Origin of the sequence: Streptomonospora nanhaiensis (genome assembly GCF_026642255.1) — a bacterium.
Taxonomy (GTDB): Bacteria; Actinomycetota; Actinomycetes; order Streptosporangiales; family Streptosporangiaceae; genus Nocardiopsis; species Nocardiopsis tropica.
This window is the reverse complement of the sequence record NZ_CP113264.1, coordinates 7138142-7156407: the sequence shown is the minus strand read 5'-3', so window position 1 is coordinate 7156407 and position 18266 is coordinate 7138142. Positions and strand designations below refer to the sequence as shown.

Genomic DNA, 18266 nt, shown 5'->3' with positions numbered 1-18266 from the left:
GCTGTGGACAAAGCCTGCGAACCCGCCGGTGCGCGGCGGTTCCGGGAACGACGGACGCCCCGGCCGATCCTCGGCCGGGGCGTCCGCGTTCAGGTGCTGCGGGTACTTCGGGTGCTACAGGATGATCCGCATCGGCTCTTCCAGGATCTCCGCGAGGTCCTTCAGGAAGGCCGCGCCGACCGCGCCGTCCACCGCGCGGTGGTCCACCGACAGCTCCAGGGAGATCCGGTTGCGCACGACGACCTCGCCGTCCACGACCACCGGCTCCTGGCGCATCGCGCCGACCGCGAGGATCGCCGCCTCCGGCGGGTTGATGACCGCCGAGAAGCTGTCCACGCCGAACATGCCCAGGTTGGACACGCTGAACGTGCCGCCGCTCATCTCCTGCGGCTTCAGCTTGCCGTCACGGGCCTTGCCCGCCAGCTCGCGCGTGCGCGTGGAGATCTCCGACAGCGTCGCCTTGTCGGTGTCGTGCAGCACCGGCACGACCAGCCCGGCGTCCACGGCGACGGCCACGCCGACGTTGATGCGGTGGTGCTGGAGCAGCTTGTCTTCGACCCACGAGGTGTTGACGGCCGGGTGCAGCTTGAGCGCCGTCGCGCACGCCTTGACGATCAGGTCGTTGAAGCTGATCTTCGCGCCCGTGGATGCCAGCTGCTCGTTGATCTGGCCGCGGAAGCCCTTGAGGGCCTCGGCGTCGATCGTGCGCCGCAGGTAGAAGTGCGGCACCGTCTGCTTGCTCTCGGTCAGGCGGCGCGCGATCACCTTGCGCACGTTGCTGACCTTGAGCTCCTCGGAGTCGCGGCCGTCGTCGAACGCCGGTGCGGCCTGGGCCGCGGCCGGTGCGGGCCGCGACTCCTGCGCGGCCGGCGCGGCGGGGGCCGACTCGCGTGCCGCCCCGTCCTTGGCGGCGGCCTCGATGTCGGCGCGCACGATCCGGCCCTTGGGGCCCGACCCCTGGATGCTGTTGATGTCCAGGCCGTACTCCCGGGCCAGCCTGCGGGCCAGGGGGGACGTGCGCGGACGCGGACCGTCCTCGCCGCCGCCGGACGACGGGGCGGGGGCCTCGGCGGGAGCGGACTCCTCGGCGGGAGCGGAGGCGCCCTCCTCCGCCCCGGCGGAGTCGGAGGCCTCCTCGGCGGGCTCGGACCCGCCGGAGCCGGAGTCCTCCGGCACCGCGTCGGGGGAGCCGCCGATCACGCCGATGACGGCGCCGATCGGCACCGTGTCGCCCTCGGACACGGACTGCTTGACCAGGTAGCCGTCCTCGTAGGCCTCGTACTCCATGACGGCCTTGTCGGTCTCGATCTCGACCAGGACGTCACCGGAGGCGACCTTGTCGCCCACCTGCTTGACCCACGTACTGATGACGCCTTCCTCCATGGTGTCGGAGAGGCGCGGCATCTGGATCTCGCTCATACTTGGAATCTCCCTCTACCCGACCCGTTTGCCGACGGCGCTCAGGGTCTCCTTGATGGCGGTGCTGATCGACTCGACCGACGGCAGGGCGGCCGTCTCCAGCGGCTTGGCGTACGGCATGGGGACCTCCGCCATCGCGACCCGGCGCACCGGGGCGTCCAGGTAGTCGAAGGCGCCCTCCTGGATCGACGCGGCGATCTCCGCGCCGATGCCGTAGGTCAGCCAGTCGTCCTCGCAGATCACCGCGGCGCCGGTCTTCTTGACCGAGTCGACGAAGGTCTGGCGGTCGAGGGGCCGGAGGCTGCACAGGTCGACGACCTCGACGCTGATGTCCTCCTCGGCCAGCTTCTCGGCGACCTGGGTGGCGACCATCGCCATCCGGGAGTAGCCGATGAGGGTGATGTCGGAGCCCTCGCGGGTCACCTTGGCCCGGCCGATCGTGGCGACGTTGTCGTTCGACGGCTGGGCGTAGTCGTCGGGGACCTCGCCCTTGGAGTTGTACAGGCCCAGGTTCTCCAGGAACAGGACCGGGTCGTCGTCGCGGATGGCCGCCCGCAGCATCGCGGAGGCCTCGGCCGGGGTGCTGGGAGCGAGCACCTTGAGGCCGGGGATGAACGAGTAGAACAGCTCGATGTTCTGCGAGTGCGTGGCGCCGAGCTGCTGGCCGCCGCCCCCGGGGGTGCGGATGACCATGGGCACGCTGGTCTGGCCGCCGAACATCCCGTAGATCTTGGCGGCGTGGTTGATGATCTGGTCGATGGCGATCAGCGAGAAGTTGATCGTCATCAGCTCGACGACCGGACGCAGGCCGAGCATGGCCGCGCCGATCGCGGCGCCGACGAAGCCCTCCTCGGCGATCGGGGTGTCCTTGACCCTGCGGGGGCCGAACTCCTTGAGCAGGCCCTCCGTGATCTTGTAGGAGCCCTCGAAGACGCCGATCTCCTCGCCCATGACGAGGACGTTCTCGTCGCGGACCATCTCCGCGCGGAGCGTGTCGCGCAGAGCCTGGCGGTAAGTGATCACAGACATGTGCTCGGTCCCTCTCTACTCTGCGAACACCGGGTCGGCGGGCATGCGGCGCGACTCGTTGGGGACGGGCGTGGCGTACGTGTAGTCGAACAGCGTGGACACGTCCGGGTGCGGGCTGTTCTCGGCGAAGTCGGCGGCCTCGGCCACCTCCTCCTTGACGGACGCGGCGAGCTCGTCGCGCAGCTCGTCCGTGAGGATGCCGGCCTCGGAGAGCCTGGCGCCGAAGAGGGCGATCGGGTCGTTCTCCTCGGACCGGGCCTCGTCCTTCTGCTCGTCGGTGCGGTACTTGGCCGGGTCGACCACGGAGTGGCCCTTCATCCGGTGGCTCCACGCCTCCAGCAGGAACGGCGTCTGCTCCTCGCGGGCGCGCTCGACCAGGCGGGCGGCGGTGTCGCGGACCGCGAGCACGTCGCGGCCGTCCACGCGCTCGCCCTCGATGCGGAAGGCGGAGCCGCGCTTGTACAGCTCGGGCTCGGCGGAGGACATGTCGACGGTGGTGCCCATGCCGGTGAAGTTGTTGATCACCACGAACACGATGGGCAGGTTCCACAGCTTGGCGATGTTGAGGGACTCGTGCCAGGCGCCGATGTTGGTGGTGCCGTCGCCCATCTGGCACATGACGACCTCGTCGCCGCCCCGGTAGGAGATGGCCAGGGCGGCGCCCGTGGCCAGCGGGAGCTGGCCGCCGACGATGCCGTAGCCGCCGAGCATGCGGGTCTCGGTGTCGTACATGTGCATGGAGCCGCCCCAGCCCCTGGACACGCCGTCGGAGCGTCCGTAGAGCTCGGCCATGACCCGCTTGGGGTCCATGCCCTTGCCGATCGCGTACCCGTGGTCACGGTAGTTCGTGAACAGGTAGTCGCGCTGCTGGAGGGCGGTCATCAGGCCGACGACGGTGGCTTCCTCACCGAGGTTGAGGTGGCAGTAGCCGCCGATCCGGGCCTGCGTGTAGGCCTGCGCGGTGCGCTCCTCGAACCGCCGGATGAACAGCATCTGGCGGTAGTAGTCGAGGAGGACGTCGGGGGTCTCGCCGGCGAGGCCGGCGGCGGTGTCCCTGCGACCGCGCCGCCGGGTCCCTGAGGACCGGGCGGTGCCGGTCTTCGGCTTGGCCGTGTCAGCCATGGTGTGCCTTTCTACGTACGGGAAGGCCTGCCGCCCCGGCCTGTGGGCCGGGGTGCCAGGCCCGCCGGGGTCCCGCTGTCGGGCGCGACCTCGGCGTGCGCCGCCGCCGGGCTCATTCGGCTGCGGTGCTCTGTGGCTGTTGCGGGGCGCGTCGCGGGAAGCGTGGCTCGTCCTTCCCGGACGCGAAGCGCTCGTGGGGTCTCGTGTGCAGTTGTCGCCCGGACCCCCGACCGCATTGCTTCCCGGTCTCCACTGCCCTATGCATCCGTGGCTCGGCGTGGCAGTGTCGGTCGCGAGGGTTCGTCCACCGGCCGGATGAACGACTCCGCGCATCCGAGGGGGCGCGCGCGTACGTGTGACGTGCGTCGCGCACACTCTACGGTCTGATCGATGATCGATCAATACGACTTTACGGCAGATAGCCCAAGTTTGGTGCAACGGGGCAGGTCAAGGCCGAAAGGCGGGATCCGGGGCGAAGAGGCGACACGCGGGGAGGGCCCCGGACGCCTCCCCCGGGGCGGGAAACGGCCTCAGCGCACGCTCTCGTGGGACTTCAGCGCGGCCTCGACGTAGTTGAGGACGTGCTCGCTGACCATGTCCCCCACCGACGGGTCGCCGTCACGGAACGCCCGGGTGATCTGGTCGTGGTCGGCGGCCTTGGCGTGCAGCTCCATGTTCAGCCAGCGCACGGACAGCGCGGTCCACACCTCGACGCCCAGCGACTCCCACGTGTGCAGCAGCACGCTGTTGTCGGCGGCCCGCACGATCTCCCGGTGGAACTCCACGCTGTGCCTGATCTGCTCGGAGACGTTCCCCTCCGAGGTCGCCCGCTTGAGCGCCTCCACCTCGCGCTCCAGCGCGGAGGGGTCGGCGGCGAGCCGGGGCGCGGCCAGCCGGGCGGCGACGAGCTCCAGGCCGGCGCGGACGGGGTAGATCTCCGCCATGTCCTGGACGCCGAAGTCCCGCACGCGGGCGCCCTTGTTGGGCACGGTCTCGATCAGGCGCAGGGTCTCCAGCTCCCGGAGCGCCTCGCGGACCGGGGCCTGGCTCACCTTCAGCTCGGTCGCGACGCGGCGTTCCACGATCCGCTCGCCGGGCTGCCAGCGTCCGGACAGCAGGCCCTCGACCAGTACCTGCCGGATCTGCTCCCTCAGCGGCTCGCGCGCGAGCTTCGAGGGATCATCCGGCAACTGGGGCAGGTCGACCATCCAGGGCCCTTCCGTTCCACGGCCCGCGCACACCACCGTGTGCCCGGGCCGGTTCGCTCAGCTTCGTACAAGCTCTTTGAAGGGTGCCACACGCCGACGGGTCAACCGGCCAGTAGGCCTCGAAAGGCTAACGGATGGCTCACGAACGTGTCGCGCCGCGGTGAACCGCCGAGGACCGCCGACGGGGCCCACGGCAAAGCCCGAGGCAGAGGCGTCGCACTTGAGCGGCCGTGCCGCCGATGCGGCGAAGTGTCCGGGTAGGCTCATCTGTTGGCAACACTCACCCGCCGTTGTACGTGGTAGGGGCCACGCAACGGCAATGAGTCCGACAAGAGCGCCTTGACCTGCGTTGACCATCGCCGGGCAGGACCCGGCGCGACACATCCAGCACTGTTGGGCCGCGTGTTCCCCGACACGGACCTGACCGGTGGCCGGTCACGACATAGTGAACCAGTCGCCGGGTAGGACCGTCGAACGGGATGAGCGGGGTAGTTCTACCCCGGCGCCTGTCCCAACCCCGAGTCGACCCTGAGGACGTCAGGATCAGTTCCAGCAACCACGGCTAGCCCGTCCCCCACGCTTCCCAGGTGCCACAGGCAAGCCCACGACGTGTGAGACAGCACTGAGCACATGACGCACTCTTCGAGGACCCGACATCCACGGTCCAGGCAGTTGAACCAACCACACGACAGGGAAGAGCGTACGACCCCGGCGGCGGGGCCGTACAGCGGACCCATCCCCGTGGTGCGTACCACCGAGTACGCCCCCGGCCCCCCTGTCGTGCGCGCGGTCCGATGGCCGAGCGTGAGCGAGATCGCGTGGGGCGTCGCCTCCGACCGTGTGGCCATCATGCTCGCCGTGGCGCTGATCGTCATGACGATGCTCGCGGCGGGCCCGCTGCACCCGGTGGACAACTTCCTGAACGAGCTGCCCCGGCCCTACTGGGACGTGCTCCGCGAGCCGATGATCCTCTGGCCGGACACGGTCGCCTCCCGTGCCGTGGCGCTGCCCGTCCTGGGCGTCACGGTGCTGCAGCTCGCCTACTGGCACCGGAGCTGGCGGCCGATCGTGCTGGGCACGGTCGGGGTCGTGGGGATGATGTCCCTGGTGTCCGTGATGAAGCTGGGGACCAACCGCGGGCACGCCAAGCACTTCGACCCGGACTTCTTCATGGGCCCCGGGAATGTGGCCTTCCCCTCCGGCCACGGGGCGAACGCGATCCTGATCTACGGGCTGGTGCTCTTCCTGATCATCAGGTTCGGCGCCGCGCGGCCGCACATCATCCGGCGCCTGGCGTACTGCATCGTGGGCATCGCCCTGCTGCAGTCGACCGTCTCCATCTACCTGCACTTCCACTGGTTCACGGACCTGGTGGCGGGGATGCTGGCCGGCGGGTTCGCGCTGAGGGTGACCATCCGCCTCGACCGGATGATCCCGCACGGGCGCACGGTGGAGTGGTGGCCCTGGTACGGCCGCAAGGAGGGCCCGCTCGCGGCGAAGGAGTGAGCGCGCCGCCGGGGCGCGGCGCGACCGCGGCCCCGGGCGGGGCGGCCCGCGACGACGGCGCCCGCCGGACACCGTTCCGGCGGGCGCCGTCGTGCGTCGTCCGGGGTCGGTCGTCGGCGGCGTGCGGGGAGGCCCGGGGCCCGTCCGGTCCCGCGGTGGGACCGCCGGTCGCGGCGGGCCGGATGGCGGCGCGGACGGCCGCGCATTCTACGGCAAGCGCTTACCGATCAAAGTCCTGAAAATACGCCGGGAAGGCATATCCGGGCACGGTGCCATCTGGGACGGCGTCCATTCCGGAGAATGCCGACGCGATTTCCCTGGGTGAGCACAAGCCCATTCAACTGGGATCACGCGCGGAATCACTGCTGTCGCTCCGTAATCGAACGGTGATTCCCCGGACATGGGCTGTTGACACGGTGCCGGTCGTCGATTTACCGTCCTGGCACGGAAAGCGCTTTCAGATTCATGGCCGGGCCGCTCGGGAAACCGGGCGGCGACGGCACACGGGCCCCGGACCGTCCGGGGCCGCGTCACCCTCAGACCCTTCCCGGAAGAGACCCGCCATGTGCACACCCCTCGGCACGCCGTACGCACGAACCGCGTCAGCGCAGGTCGCGGCCCCCGAAGGCCTTGCAGACCCCGCTGACCCGGTCGGTTCCGCCGAGGTGCCGGGCCGTCTCTGACCACAGGCCCGGCGGGCGCGGTCCCCACTCCCGCGTCCGCCGGTACGGAGTCGGCGCGGTCCGGTGCGCGGCCGACCTCCGGAGAACCTCCGGCGCACCACCCCTCCCCTCACACCAGAACGAGGAGAACCCCCCATGAGAACAGAACACCCGAAGACCCCCTCGGCCAGGGCGCTCGGCGCCGGCGGCGCGGCGCTCGGCGCGGCCGCCCTCGCCCTCGGACTGCTCGGCGTCCCCGGCAGCGCTTCGGCGGCGGTGGGCAGCCCGCAGGGCTGGGCGTCCCAGAACGGCGGCACCACCGGGGGCGAGGGCGGCGACACCGTCACCGTCTCCTCCGAATCGGAGTTCCTCGACGCCCTGGAGGGCGACGGCCCCCAGGTCATCGAGGTCAGCGGCTCCATCGACATCTCCGGCATGAACGACGTGCCCTCGGACACGACGATCATCGGCCTGGACGGCGCGGAGATCACCGGTGGCGGCCTGGACATCAGCGGCGTCAGCAACGTCATCGTCCAGAACATCGCCTTCTCCGGCTGGGACGACGACGCCATCAACATCCAGGAGGGCTCGACCAACATCTGGATCGACCACAACAGCTTCACCGACGGCTACGACGGCGCGGTGGACACCAAGCGCGAGTCCGACTTCGTGACCGTCTCCTGGAACCACTTCTTCGACCACGAGAAGACGTCCCTCGTCGGGCACTCGGACGGGCACACCGAGGACGAGGGGCACCTCCGGGTGACCTTCCACCACAACTTCTACGACGGGACGGGGAGCCGGCACCCGCGGGTGCGCTTCGGCAACCCCGTCCACGTGTTCAACAACTACTACCTCGACAACGCGGAGTACGGTGTCGCCTCCACCATGGGCGGCGGCGTCCTGGTCGAGGGCAACTACTTCGAGGGGGTCGACAACCCGACCCACACCGGCTACGCCGATTCGGACATCGGCGCCATCGAGGAGCGGGACAACGTCTACGACGGCTCGGGCGAGCCCGAGACCGGAGGCGGCGACGTCGCCGCGATCCCGTACGCGTACGACCTCGACCCGGCCGAAGACGTCCCCGCGATCGTGAGTGGCGGCGCCGGACCCGGGAACATCTAGATGTCCGCGGAGTCCTTCCGGTAGCGGGAGGGACACCGCACGAGGCCACCGTCCCGATCGGATACGGGACGGTGGCCGTCTCACGTCCGCCGTCCGTCCCCGCCCCGGCGTGCCCGGTCCGGCAGGAGGCGCCGCCACTCCGGGTCGAACGCCGGGTGGTCCTCGTAGGCGAGAGCGACGCACGCGAGCACCCGCACGGCCACCGCCGAGGCGGTCCGCTCGGGGTCGTCCCCGAAGACGCCGGTGTCCGCGGCGGGGTCCTCCTCCGCGGGGCCGCCCACGGAGAACCATCCGCCGAAGACGTCCGCGACGGTCTCCACCCAGTGCCAGTCCTCCTCCGCGGACGCCTCCTCGCGGAGCGCGTCCACGGTGGCGAGGAGCGCCAGGTGGGAGCGCGTGCACGGGTCCGGGCGGCCTCCGTCGGCCTCCCCGACCCGGTCCCTGACGAACCGCTCCAGCCTCCGGCCGGCCTTCGTCGTGCTGTTCATGCCGTCCTCCTCGCGGTGGATTGCGTCCCGCCCGGTCATGCGGGCGGGCGCAGCGAGTCCAGATGGGCTCGCAGGACGCCCGTGGTCCGCTCGGCGACGGCCTCCGGGGCGCCCTCGGACGTGAGGGCGTGCAGGGCCAGGCCGTCGAGCAGGGCGTGCAGGCGGAGCGTCTCGGCGTCGAGGTCGGCGTCCGGGTGGACGCGGCCCCGGTCGAGCAGGTGGCGCAGCACCCCGTGGCAGGCGGCGCGGACGCCGCGGTGCGCCTCCTCCTGGATGGCGCGGAGCCCGGGGTGCGCGGGCGTCTCGGCGATGATCGCCACCTCCAGCTCCATCTCCGCCCGGCGGGTGCTGTCGAGGGGGAGGAGCTCGTGGAGGATCGCCTCGGCGAGCTCGCGGGGGTCGTGCAGGCCGGTGTGCCGCACGACGCGCTCGCGCGCCCGGGCGTGCACCAGTGCCATGGAGAACTCCAGGAGCTCCTTCTTGCTGGGGAAGACGTGCCGCACGGAGCCCACGGCCAGGTTCGCCTCGGCGGCGACGGTGCGCACGGAGACGGCGCCCACCCCCTCGCGGAGGATGACCCGCCAGACGGCCTCCGCGATCTCCTCCCGGCGGTGTTCGTGGTCGATCAGTTTCGGCATGGATCCATGTTAGCACGACTGTGCTACTGTGATAGCACGGTCGTACCAACAAAGATCGGGGCGAACGGCGCCGCGAACGATCGTCGGGGGTGTGTCCAGTGGTGGAGTTCATCGTCCAGAACCCCGTGGCCGCGGTGATCGTCCTGTGCGAGTTCGGCCTGTGGGTGCTGCTGGGCCTCGGCCTGGCCCTGCGCTACCTGTTCCGGCTGCGGCGTACGAGCACGCTCGTCCTGTGGTCGATCCCCCTGCTCGACGTCGTCCTGGTCGTCGCCACCGCCCTCGACCTGCGCGGCGGGGCGGACGCGGGCACGGTCCACGGCCTCGCCGCCGTCTACCTGGGTCTCAGCGTCGCCTTCGGGCCCGCGATCGTGCGGTGGGCGGACGCCCGCTTCGCGCACCGGTTCGCGGGCGGGCCGCCGCCCCCGAGGGCTCCCCGGAGGGGTCCCGGACGCCGGGCCCACCTGTTGCGGGAGTGGTACCGCGCCGTCAACGCCGCCGCGATCGCGTCGGCCGTGCTGCTCGGCCTCATCGTGTTCTTCGCCGCCCCGGAGGGGCGCGAGGTGCTCGCCTGGTGGATCGGCCGCGTGTGGATCGCGGTCGGCCTCTGGTACGTGTTCGGTCCGCTGTGGGAGGGCGGAGGCGGGTCCGGGCGCGGCGGGGCCGACGCGGCCGCCGACGGCGACGCGGGCCTGGGGGCCCGCGCCTGAGGGGGAGGGAAGGTGTCAGCAGGCCGCGTCCGGGGCGCCGCCGAGGGGTGCGCAAGCCCGTTCCCCGCAGGCTTCGCGGGGGTGTCGTCGCCGGCCCGGGGCAGTGCGGCCCCGGACCGGCGGGGTTTCACGTGAAACATCCCGGCGCCCCGGCGGAGACCGGGGCCGGGCGTCACATGGACGTCCGGGCGTACTCGTGGAGGGAGTCGCGGACGAACGCGGCGCCCTCCACGGTCCCGTACGTGGTGGAGAAGCTCGGGTCCTCGACGTACATGTCGCCCAGGCAGCGCACCAACTCGACGGAGCGCTCGCGGTCGCCCTCGGCCACCGGGGTCCCCGGGATCGCCCGGAGCCACTCCACGTGCCGGGCGGCCATCGCCTGCGCGCGGTCCGACCCGGGGGACACGCCGTCCTTCCATGCCTCGGCCCACGAGTTGACCAGGTCGTCGGTGTCCCGCTTCCACGCGATCTGCTGCCGCACGGTCTTGCCGTGCCACCAGTCGTTGCTCTCCTGGAAGACCCGCTCGCCCCAGCGGGCGACGACCTCGTCCCGGTAGGGGTCGTTGAATCCCTCCAGCATCATCTGCATGGAGGGATCCGACCCCGAGGCCCGGGCGTCCAGGGTGTGGCGGACGGCCCTGATCCGCTGGTCCAGGCGGCTGCGCTCGGCCTCGAGGAGGCCGATGTGGTCGCCGAGGGCCCCCTCCTCGTCACCCTGCCGGTCCAGGACGTCCGCGATCACGGGCAGGCCGAGGCCGAGGTCCCGCAGGAGGAGGATGCGCTGGAGGCGGGCCACCGCGTCCATGTCGTAGTAGCGGTAGCCGTTGTCGCCCACCCGGGAGGGGTGCAGGAGCCCGATGTCGTCGTAGTGGCGCAGGGTCCGACTCGTCACACCGGCGCGGGCCGCGACCTGCTGGATGGTCCACTCCACGCCTCCCCCTCCCCGGGCCCCGCGGGCCCTACTCCTCGACGACGAAGTCGCCGCTCTGCATATTGTCCTTGACCCACTCCTTGGCGTCGTCGGCCTCCGCCTCACGGTAGGCCGTGAGGATCACCCGGTTGCCGTCCGGGTCCTCGACGGTCAGGTCGGAGGTGAACCAGGGGGTGTCCGAGGGGCCCTCGACGGCGGCGCCCGGCGGCAGGTCGGCCCGGAGTGCCTCCGCCAGTGCGGTGAGGTCCTGTCCGCCCGCGGAGAAGCTGGCGGTGGTGCTGCCGCGCTCCGGCTCGCCGGGAACGAGGAGGATGTCCTGGTACTTCATCCGCCGCAGGTGGACCACGGCGGGGGGCCCGTCCGGGGCCCCGAGGACGGCCAGGGAGATGAAGCCGACGGAGTGGTAGAAGGATTCGGCGGCGGCGATGTCCGCGACCTGGAAGGTCACGAACATCGGCATGGGGTAGATGGTCCGGTCGATGACGGACGCGGTGTTCTCGCTCATGTCTTCGACCCTAGAAGTTGACGTAGCGAGAAGGTCAAGCCGTGATCGCGCGGACGGGGCCGGACGTGCCCCGGCCCCGGACGCACCGCGGGCCCGCCCGGAGGGGGCGGGCCCGCGCGGTTGCTCAGACGGAGAGGACGACCCCCGCCCGCGCCTGGGGCACCGTCGTCGGCGTCTGGTGGTCCAGGCAGGAGGCCATCGCCCGGTGCCAGCGGTTGCCCCTCAACCGCGGCTCCAGCACGGACACCGTGGCCCCGTACTTGCTGAACCCGACCTCGCGGAAACCGTGCTGGTGCAGGCGGCGCTCGGTGGAGGTGAGCCCGCCGCGCGTCTTGACCTCCAGCAGGACCATGTCCGGCCTCATCCCCACGGACCATCCGTTCCGGTACCCCACCAGGTCCGTGTCCACGGTCACCCGCTCCTCTCCGGAGAACGACACGACGGTGGCGCGCCGGTAGTCGGTGACCGCGCTCGCCGTGAGCACGTCCGGCGGCTCCATGCCGTACCCGAGCAGGGTGTCGTCCAGGAACCTGCGGGTGAGGGGCGTCAGCCTGTCGGTCGGCCCCTCGTACTCGATCCGGGTCTTGTCGGTGACGCCGCGGGCCCCCTTCAGCTTCACCTCGAACATGCGCGTCCCCGTGTCCACGTAGGTGCGCACCCGGGCCTTGAACCGCACCCGCCGCCCTCTTCGATGGTCGTGGAAGGTTCTCAGGTCGGGGGTGTCGAGGTAGGTGGACGAGTACCGGAACACCTGCTGCCCCCCGATCGTCAGCACCCCGAACCGCTCCTCGGCCCCCGCGAACAGGGAGTCCGCGAAGGTGACGGGCACCAGGTACTTGCGGCAGGTGCGGGTGACCAGGGCAGCGCGCGAGTTGATCTCGGCCAGCGTCATCGGGCGGAGGGCGGCCAGCGCCTCGGAGAGGGCCGGGGCAGAGGTGTCGGTGCTCATCGGTTGCCCACCAGCCAGGCAGGGAGGGCGACGGTGCGCTCGGGGGAGGACAGGGCCGCGTCGGACCTCGACGCGAGGTAGCGGACGTCCACGACCATGAGGTCCCGCACGTAGTCGACCTCGGTGACGTCCACCCGCTTCACACGGCCCCGCAGCCGAGCCTCCAGGTCCTGCCGCAGCGCGACGGGGTCCTCGTGCACCACGTCCAGCGTCATCACCCGTCGCAGGTGCCGTGAGAGCAGGCGCGGGTGGTCCGCCGCGTACAGGCCGGTGAGCAGGAGGACGTTGAGGCCCAGCATGATCCAGGGCGTCTGTGCCGCGACCGCGTTGACCAGGCCGAGGGTGATCGCGGTGAAGTAGTAGCCGATCTCCCCCTGGCTGATGAGGTCGGACCGCAGGCGCAGGATCGACAGCACGCCGAACAGGCCGAAGCCGACGGCGAGCCCCACCTCCTGGTTGGTCAGCATCGACACCACGGCGAAGATGCCCGTGTTGAGGGCCACGTAGGCCAGCAGCAGGTCCCGCCGGCCGTGGCGGCGGAAGTAGAGGGCGTACGACAGGACGGAGATCGCGGTCAGGTCGACCGCCAGCGCGAACCAGAACATGGTGATCATCCTCTGGACGGGGGGTGAGGCGTCCATGAGGAGCACATGAGGGAATCCTCATCCGGTCATCCCGGTGACACGGGGCCGGGGGCCGTCCCGTACGCGAACGGGGCGGAGGCGTCACCGACGCCTCCGCCCCGCGCTTCCCCCGTGTCACCGGACCGTCGGCCCGGCCCCGCGGCCGGCCCGGTCAGCCGGTCAGCCGGTACCCCATGCCCCGCACGGTCACGATCCGCTCCGCGCCGACCTTGCGGCGCAGGGCCCGCACGAACACGTCCACGACGTTCGACCCCGGGTCGTAGTCGTAGCCCCACACGTGGGACAGCATCTGCTGCCGGGTCAGGACCTGCCCGGGGTGCCGCATCAGCAGCTCCATCAGCCCGAACTCCCGGGCGGTGAGGTCCACCGCGTCGCCGTTCACCGCCACCCGTCTGGTGCGCAGGTCCAGGGCGAGTCCCCCCGCCCGCAGGACCGTCAGGTCGGCGGGCCGCTCGTTGCGCATCCGCAGCCGCACCCTGGCCAGCAGCTCCTCGAACCGGAACGGCTTGGTGACGTAGTCGTCCGCGCCGATCTCCAGGCCGGTCACCGTGTCCCGCACGCCGTCGCGGGCGGTCAGGATCACCACGGGGATGTCCACGCCCAGCGAACGCACGCGCCGCAGCACGTCGAACCCGTCGGTGTCCGGGAGCCCGAGGTCCAGCAGCATCATGTCGAAACCGCCGGTCACCGCGTAGTCCACGGCCTCCGCCCCGGTCCCGACCACGGTGGTGGTGAATCCGCTGGACTCCAGGCCCTTGCGGACGAACGAGGCGATGCGCTCCTCGTCCTCGACGATGAGGATGCGGCTCACGCGTACTCCCTTCCTGCGATGGTGGGGATGACCAGGGTGAACGTGGATCCGGCCCCCGGCGCGGACCTCAGGTCCACGCGGCCGTGGTGGGCCTCGGCGATGGCCCTGACGATGGCCAGGCCCAGTCCGGCGCCCCGGTCGCCCCGGGCGGCCCCGCCGCCGCGGGAGAAGCGCTCGAAGATCCTGCCGTGCTCCTCGGCCGGGATGCCGGGCCCCTCGTCGGTGACCCAGAACAGCACGTCGGGGCCGCTGACCGTGGAGCCGATCCGCAGGGTGGAGCCGGGCGCTGTGTGGCGGACGGCGTTGGCCGCCAGCTGCACCACGGCCTGGGTGACGCGCTGGGGGTCGAGCCGGGAGACCCCCTCGGCCACGGACTCCAGGCGCCAGTCGCGGTCGCCGAGCTTGCGCACCTTGGCGTCGATGTCGCTGGTCAGCTCGGCCAGGGACGTGTCCTCGGGACGGAGGAAGTCGGGCTGCTGGGACTTGGCTAGCAGCAGCAGGTCCTCGACGATCCGCGCCATGCGGTCCAGTTCGTCGGTGACCAGGCGCACGACCTCGCGGCGTTCCTCGGGGTCGTCCCCCATCAGTTCCAGGTGGCCGCGCACGATGGTGATGGGGGTGCGCAGCTCGTGCCCGGCGTCGTCGACGAACCGGCGCTGCGAGGTGAAGGCGCCCTCCAGGCGGTCCAGCATGCTGTTGAACTGCTCGGCGAGGGCGGCGATGTCGTCGCGGCCGGACACGTCGATGCGGCGGGTGAGGTCCTCCTCGGTGATGTACGCGGCGGTCTGCCGGATCAGCCGCACCGGTGCGAGGATGCGTCCGGCCACCCACCAGGCCGCGGTGCTCGCGGCGAGCAGGCCGACGAGGCTGACCAGCGCGATCGTCTGCATGGTGGTGATGACGGTGTCCTCGTCCGACTCGGTGAAGTAGCCGATGACGAACCATCCGGAGGCGCCCTCCCCGTCGGGGGGCAGAACGCGGATCTTCTCCCATTCGACGGGGCCCGCGGGGGAGTCCGCGGTGCCCCGGGCGTTCGGGTCCTCCAGGATCGCGGTGACCGCGTCGGCGTCGGCCGACAGGTCGTGGGGGGGCTCCTGGCCCTGGCGGATGCGCCCCGCCGGGGCATCGGCGCCGCCGGGCGCGCCGCCCGCGCCCCCGCCCGCGGTCTCGGACCCCTCCACCCAGGCGAACAGGATCTCGGCCTCGTCGGGGTACTGGCGCTCCAGATGGGCCCGGACCAGGGTGGACACGTCCGTGAAGGCCTCCCCGGTGCCGGGGTCGACGCCGACCTGCGCGAACTCCTGGAACTCGCCGATCTCCTGGGAGAGGGCGCCGTCGACGCGCTCGTCGTTGCGCGTGGTGAGCGCGCTCCAGGTGACCACGTTGACCAGGACGAGCACGGCCGCCATGAGCAGGACGACCCAGGCCATGATGAGGAGACGGGCCGGGATCCGCCGCCGCTGGGGGGCCTCGGGCTGCGGGCCCTCGAAGACCATGGTCGGGTACACGGAGGTGTCCTCCGGCCGGGACCACGCGCCCCTGCCGGGTACGCCGCTGAGGTCCTCCGTGGGAGAGTCCGCGCCGAAGTGACCCTCAGTCGTCATCGTCGTCGCCCCAGTCGTCATCGTCGCAGTCGTCGTCATCATCATCCCCGCTCCCGCACGTGTGTGCAGGTGACGGCTCCGGTTCGCCGCTCGGAGTCGTGGAGGGGGTCTCCGAGGGCGGGGCCGTTCCGGGGTGGTCGGGGTCCTCCTCGTCGGGGGTTCCGTCACCGTCGTGGTCGGTGACCGGGGGCGGTGGGGGGACGACGTCCTCGTCGGCCTGGTCCACGGGTTCGGCGCCGGGGGACTCCCCGACGACCACCTCGTGCGGGGGTGCGGCGTCCGACCCGCTCCCGGGCAGGGCCCACACCAGGACCGCACCCGCGACCAGGACGGCCGCGACGGCTGCGGCCAGCAGGGGCACCAAGGGTGATCTCATAGTCCGAGATCATCTCGGCTCCGGGCGAATACGAGATGAAACGGACATGAGGATCCTTTCATCCTGGCAGGTGGGGCGAGGGACTCCTCGCCGGGTCCGATCGGGCACACGTGTCCTGCACACGGACGCCCCTCGACCTCGACTCAGGTCGGGCTTCCGGGGCGGCCCCGATCGGGCGGCGGCCCCGGCGGCGGGAACGGCGCGCGGGGCCCGGGGGTGAGGACGGCGTCCACGGTTTCCACGGCCGGAGGCGACGGGACCCGGACGGCGCACGGGGCGACGGCGACGGCACGGCCGCGTCCTGGCGGGGCGCTCGTGGCCACGGTCGGCTTCCCCGGCGGGTAGGCGTGTCCGGTCCGGCGGAGCCCCGGTCGGCCCGGGGCGGAACGCGCCCGCCCGAGGGGCACGCCCGGATCCGCCGGGGCGCTCCCCGCCGGGGCGCGGCTCAGGAGGCCGGTTCGGGCTCCCGCTCGGGCGCGCTGCTCTGGGGGACGGTGAGCAGCCTGATCCCGTACGCCCCCAGCACGGCTCCCGCCGCGGCGACCACGCCGCCGACCCAGCCGCCCCCGTACGTCTCGCCCATGAAGCCCACTCCCACCACGGTCGCGGCGAGCGGGTTGGTGAAGGTGGTGATCCCCAGGGGGGCTCCCAGGTCCATGCCCTGGTAGGCGGCCTGCGCCAGGAACAGCCCCAGCACGGCGATCACCGGTGTGGCCAGCGCGGAGGAGTGCAGCAGACCCGCGGCGCCGACCTCCCCGATGACGGCGACGGCGGTCTTGACCGTGGCCGAGGAGACCCCGAAGGCCACGCCCGCGGCGCCCGCCAGGAGGTAGCTGCGCCAGGCGGTGGACCGGACGCGCCCGGCCAGCCACGCGGTGGCCAGCAGCAGGACCGTGGTGCCCAGGCCGACCACCGCGGAACCGGTGTCGTCGAGGACCCCGCCCTGCCCGCCCGTCACCGTCACCGAGAGCAGGGCGGCCAGCGCCACCACGGTGAACGCCGCCCCGCGCCACTCCTCGCGGGTGACCCGCCGCCCGCCCAGCCGGGCCGACCACGGGATGCCGAACACCAGGACCAGCACGCCGAGCGGTTGCACCACGCTCAGCGGGGCGTGGCTCACCGCCGCCACCTGGAATCCCGCGCGGCCCCCGTTGAACAGCAGCGACACCCACCACAGCGGGTGCCGCAGCAGCGCCTTCAGCTGCCGGCCGCCGGTGAGCGGCTCCGTCACCCGTACGGCGAGCCTCCGCTGGGCCACCGCGGCGGCCGTGTAGGCCGAGCACGACAGCACCGCGAACATGATTCCCAAGCCCGTCCCGAACACCATGACTGCCATGATCGCGCCCTCCGGGGGCGGTCGCGCCGCGGGGGAGCGGACGGACGGCGGGAACCTCCCCGGGGGACCGGCCGGAACCGGGGCCAGTCCGGGCGGGCGCCGCCGCCCGAAGCCGCTTCCGGGGAGGTCCCGGGGCCGCCGGGCCCGGAGGACGGCACCGGAACCGGGTCCCGGAGCACCGTGGCCGAGGCCACAAGCGGCCACGTGCGCGCCCTACCCGCGCTCGGCGACGGCGCCCCGGTACAGGGCGGAGACCACGCCCTCGATGTCCGGTTCGCGCAGCGTCAGGTCGACGACCTCGTGGCGCCCGGCGACCCGGGAGATCACCGCGGCCGGGTTGCCGGACAGCTCCAGCCACTGCCGGGGCCCGTCCACGCGCACGCACGAGCCGCCCTCCACCTCGATGGGCGGGGCGGGAGCGGCGAGGTCGACGACCAGGACGCGCGGCGTGGGCACGCTCGCGCGCAGGCCCTCCAGATCGCCGTCGTACGCGAGGCGCCCCTTGTCGATGACGACGACCCGCCTGCACAGCCGCTCGACGTCGCCGAGGTCGTGGGTGGTCAGCAGGATCGTCGTGCCCTCCTCCGCGTTGAGCCGGAGGAGGAACTCGCGGATGGTCGACTTGCTGACCACGTCCAGCCCGATGGTCGGTTCGTCCAGGACCAGCAGGCCGGGACCGTGCAGCAGCGCGGCGGTGAGGTCGCCGCGCATCCGCTGGCCCAGGCTCAGCTGCCGCACCGGAGTGGCCAGGAACGGGCCCAGCTCCAGGAGTTCGGTGAGCTCGGCCAGGCGGCGGGCGTGGTCGGCGGCCGGGACCCGGTACATGTGCCGGACCAGCTCCAGGCTGTCCTTCAGCGGCAGGTCCCACCACAGGGTGGTGCGCTGGCCGAACACCACGCCGATCCGCGAGGCCAGGCGGGTGCGCTCGCGGGAGGGCTCCAGCCCGTTCACGCGCAGGTACCCGGCGCTGGGTGTGAGGATGCCGGTCAGCATCTTCATCGTGCTGCTCTTCCCCGCCCCGTTCGGCCCGAGGTAGCCGACGATCTCGCCCGGCCGGACGGTGAAGGTCACGTCGGCGACCGCGCTGACGGTGCGGCGCCTCCGCCGCAGGAACGGGCCCTCGGAGAGGACGAAGTCGCGGCCCAGGCCGACGGCCTCGATGACGGGGCCTTCACCGCCGGTGTTCGGTTCGGACGTGGTCAT

Annotated in this window: 18 protein-coding genes; 3 read left to right on the top strand and 15 right to left on the bottom strand. The window is 72.0% G+C overall.

The window, feature by feature from the left end:
* Positions 1–114: 114 nt before the first annotated feature.
* The 4 genes from OUQ99_RS30980 to OUQ99_RS30965 form a co-directional block, all read right to left on the bottom strand.
* Positions 115–1419: a dihydrolipoamide acetyltransferase family protein gene (locus OUQ99_RS30980; RefSeq protein ID WP_267947292.1), complete on the bottom strand. Its 1305-nt coding sequence runs from the start codon at positions 1417–1419 to the stop codon at positions 115–117.
* 15 nt (positions 1420–1434) lie between these two features.
* A complete protein-coding gene (locus OUQ99_RS30975) occupies positions 1435–2448 on the bottom strand; it encodes an alpha-ketoacid dehydrogenase subunit beta (protein WP_267947291.1) in 1014 nt (337 codons plus the stop codon).
* 15 nt (positions 2449–2463) lie between these two features.
* The gene (gene pdhA, locus OUQ99_RS30970; RefSeq protein ID WP_267947290.1) at positions 2464–3570 is read right to left on the bottom strand and encodes a pyruvate dehydrogenase (acetyl-transferring) E1 component subunit alpha; all 1107 of its coding nucleotides are present in this window, start codon (positions 3568–3570) and stop codon (positions 2464–2466) included.
* 530 nt (positions 3571–4100) lie between these two features.
* Positions 4101–4778 (bottom strand): GntR family transcriptional regulator, encoded by a 678-nt coding sequence (locus OUQ99_RS30965; RefSeq protein WP_267947289.1) that lies wholly within the window; start codon positions 4776–4778, stop codon positions 4101–4103.
* A 741-nt stretch (positions 4779–5519) separates the two neighbouring features.
* Between OUQ99_RS30965 and OUQ99_RS30960 the strand changes: the two genes are divergently transcribed.
* Both OUQ99_RS30960 and OUQ99_RS30955 read left to right on the top strand, forming a co-directional pair.
* Positions 5520–6284 (top strand): phosphatase PAP2 family protein, encoded by a 765-nt coding sequence (locus OUQ99_RS30960; protein WP_267947288.1) that lies wholly within the window; start codon positions 5520–5522, stop codon positions 6282–6284.
* An 818-nt stretch (positions 6285–7102) separates the two neighbouring features.
* Positions 7103–8074, top strand: coding sequence for a pectate lyase family protein (locus OUQ99_RS30955; RefSeq protein ID WP_267947287.1), 972 nt, complete (start codon positions 7103–7105; stop codon positions 8072–8074).
* A gap of 80 nt (positions 8075–8154) precedes the next feature.
* On the opposite strand, the gene OUQ99_RS30950 is transcribed toward OUQ99_RS30955, so the two are convergent.
* Positions 8155–8562, bottom strand: coding sequence for a hypothetical protein (locus OUQ99_RS30950; protein WP_267947286.1), 408 nt, complete (start codon positions 8560–8562; stop codon positions 8155–8157).
* 35 nt (positions 8563–8597) lie between these two features.
* Positions 8598–9200 carry a TetR/AcrR family transcriptional regulator gene (locus OUQ99_RS30945; RefSeq protein WP_267947285.1) on the bottom strand — a complete coding sequence of 201 codons (603 nt, stop codon included), beginning with the start codon at positions 9198–9200 and terminating at the stop codon, positions 8598–8600.
* A gap of 98 nt (positions 9201–9298) precedes the next feature.
* On the opposite strand from OUQ99_RS30945, the gene OUQ99_RS30940 reads away from it, so the two are divergent.
* Positions 9299–9907, top strand: a complete 609-nt coding sequence (locus OUQ99_RS30940) for a hypothetical protein (protein ID WP_267947284.1) — start codon at positions 9299–9301, stop codon at positions 9905–9907.
* A 172-nt stretch (positions 9908–10079) separates the two neighbouring features.
* Here the strand turns inward: OUQ99_RS30940 and OUQ99_RS30935 are convergent, their stop codons facing one another.
* From OUQ99_RS30935 to OUQ99_RS30895, 9 genes are all read right to left on the bottom strand, one after another.
* Entirely contained in the window at positions 10080–10838 is a 759-nt protein-coding gene (locus OUQ99_RS30935; protein ID WP_267947283.1) for a MerR family transcriptional regulator, read from the bottom strand.
* Positions 10839–10866: 28 nt separating this feature from the next.
* Positions 10867–11343 carry a VOC family protein gene (locus tag OUQ99_RS30930; protein ID WP_267947282.1) on the bottom strand — a complete coding sequence of 159 codons (477 nt, stop codon included), beginning with the start codon at positions 11341–11343 and terminating at the stop codon, positions 10867–10869.
* Positions 11344–11467: 124 nt separating this feature from the next.
* Positions 11468–12292 (bottom strand): polyphosphate polymerase domain-containing protein, encoded by an 825-nt coding sequence (locus OUQ99_RS30925; RefSeq protein ID WP_267947281.1) that lies wholly within the window; start codon positions 12290–12292, stop codon positions 11468–11470.
* Positions 12289–12897 carry a DUF4956 domain-containing protein gene (locus OUQ99_RS30920; protein WP_267950575.1) on the bottom strand — a complete coding sequence of 203 codons (609 nt, stop codon included), beginning with the start codon at positions 12895–12897 and terminating at the stop codon, positions 12289–12291. The genes OUQ99_RS30925 and OUQ99_RS30920 overlap by 4 nt, the downstream gene beginning before the upstream one ends.
* A 190-nt stretch (positions 12898–13087) precedes the next feature.
* Positions 13088–13747 (bottom strand): response regulator transcription factor, encoded by a 660-nt coding sequence (locus OUQ99_RS30915; protein WP_267947280.1) that lies wholly within the window; start codon positions 13745–13747, stop codon positions 13088–13090.
* Positions 13744–15351, bottom strand: a complete 1608-nt coding sequence (locus tag OUQ99_RS30910) for a sensor histidine kinase (protein ID WP_267947279.1) — start codon at positions 15349–15351, stop codon at positions 13744–13746. Before OUQ99_RS30910 ends, OUQ99_RS30915 begins: the two co-directional genes overlap by 4 nt.
* The gene (locus OUQ99_RS30905; RefSeq protein ID WP_267947278.1) at positions 15341–15727 is read right to left on the bottom strand and encodes a hypothetical protein; all 387 of its coding nucleotides are present in this window, start codon (positions 15725–15727) and stop codon (positions 15341–15343) included. The genes OUQ99_RS30910 and OUQ99_RS30905 overlap by 11 nt, the downstream gene beginning before the upstream one ends.
* A 445-nt stretch (positions 15728–16172) precedes the next feature.
* Positions 16173–17063: a DMT family transporter gene (locus tag OUQ99_RS30900; protein WP_267947277.1), complete on the bottom strand. Its 891-nt coding sequence runs from the start codon at positions 17061–17063 to the stop codon at positions 16173–16175.
* 213 nt (positions 17064–17276) lie between these two features.
* Positions 17277–18266 carry an ABC transporter ATP-binding protein gene (locus OUQ99_RS30895; RefSeq protein ID WP_267947276.1) on the bottom strand — a complete coding sequence of 330 codons (990 nt, stop codon included), beginning with the start codon at positions 18264–18266 and terminating at the stop codon, positions 17277–17279.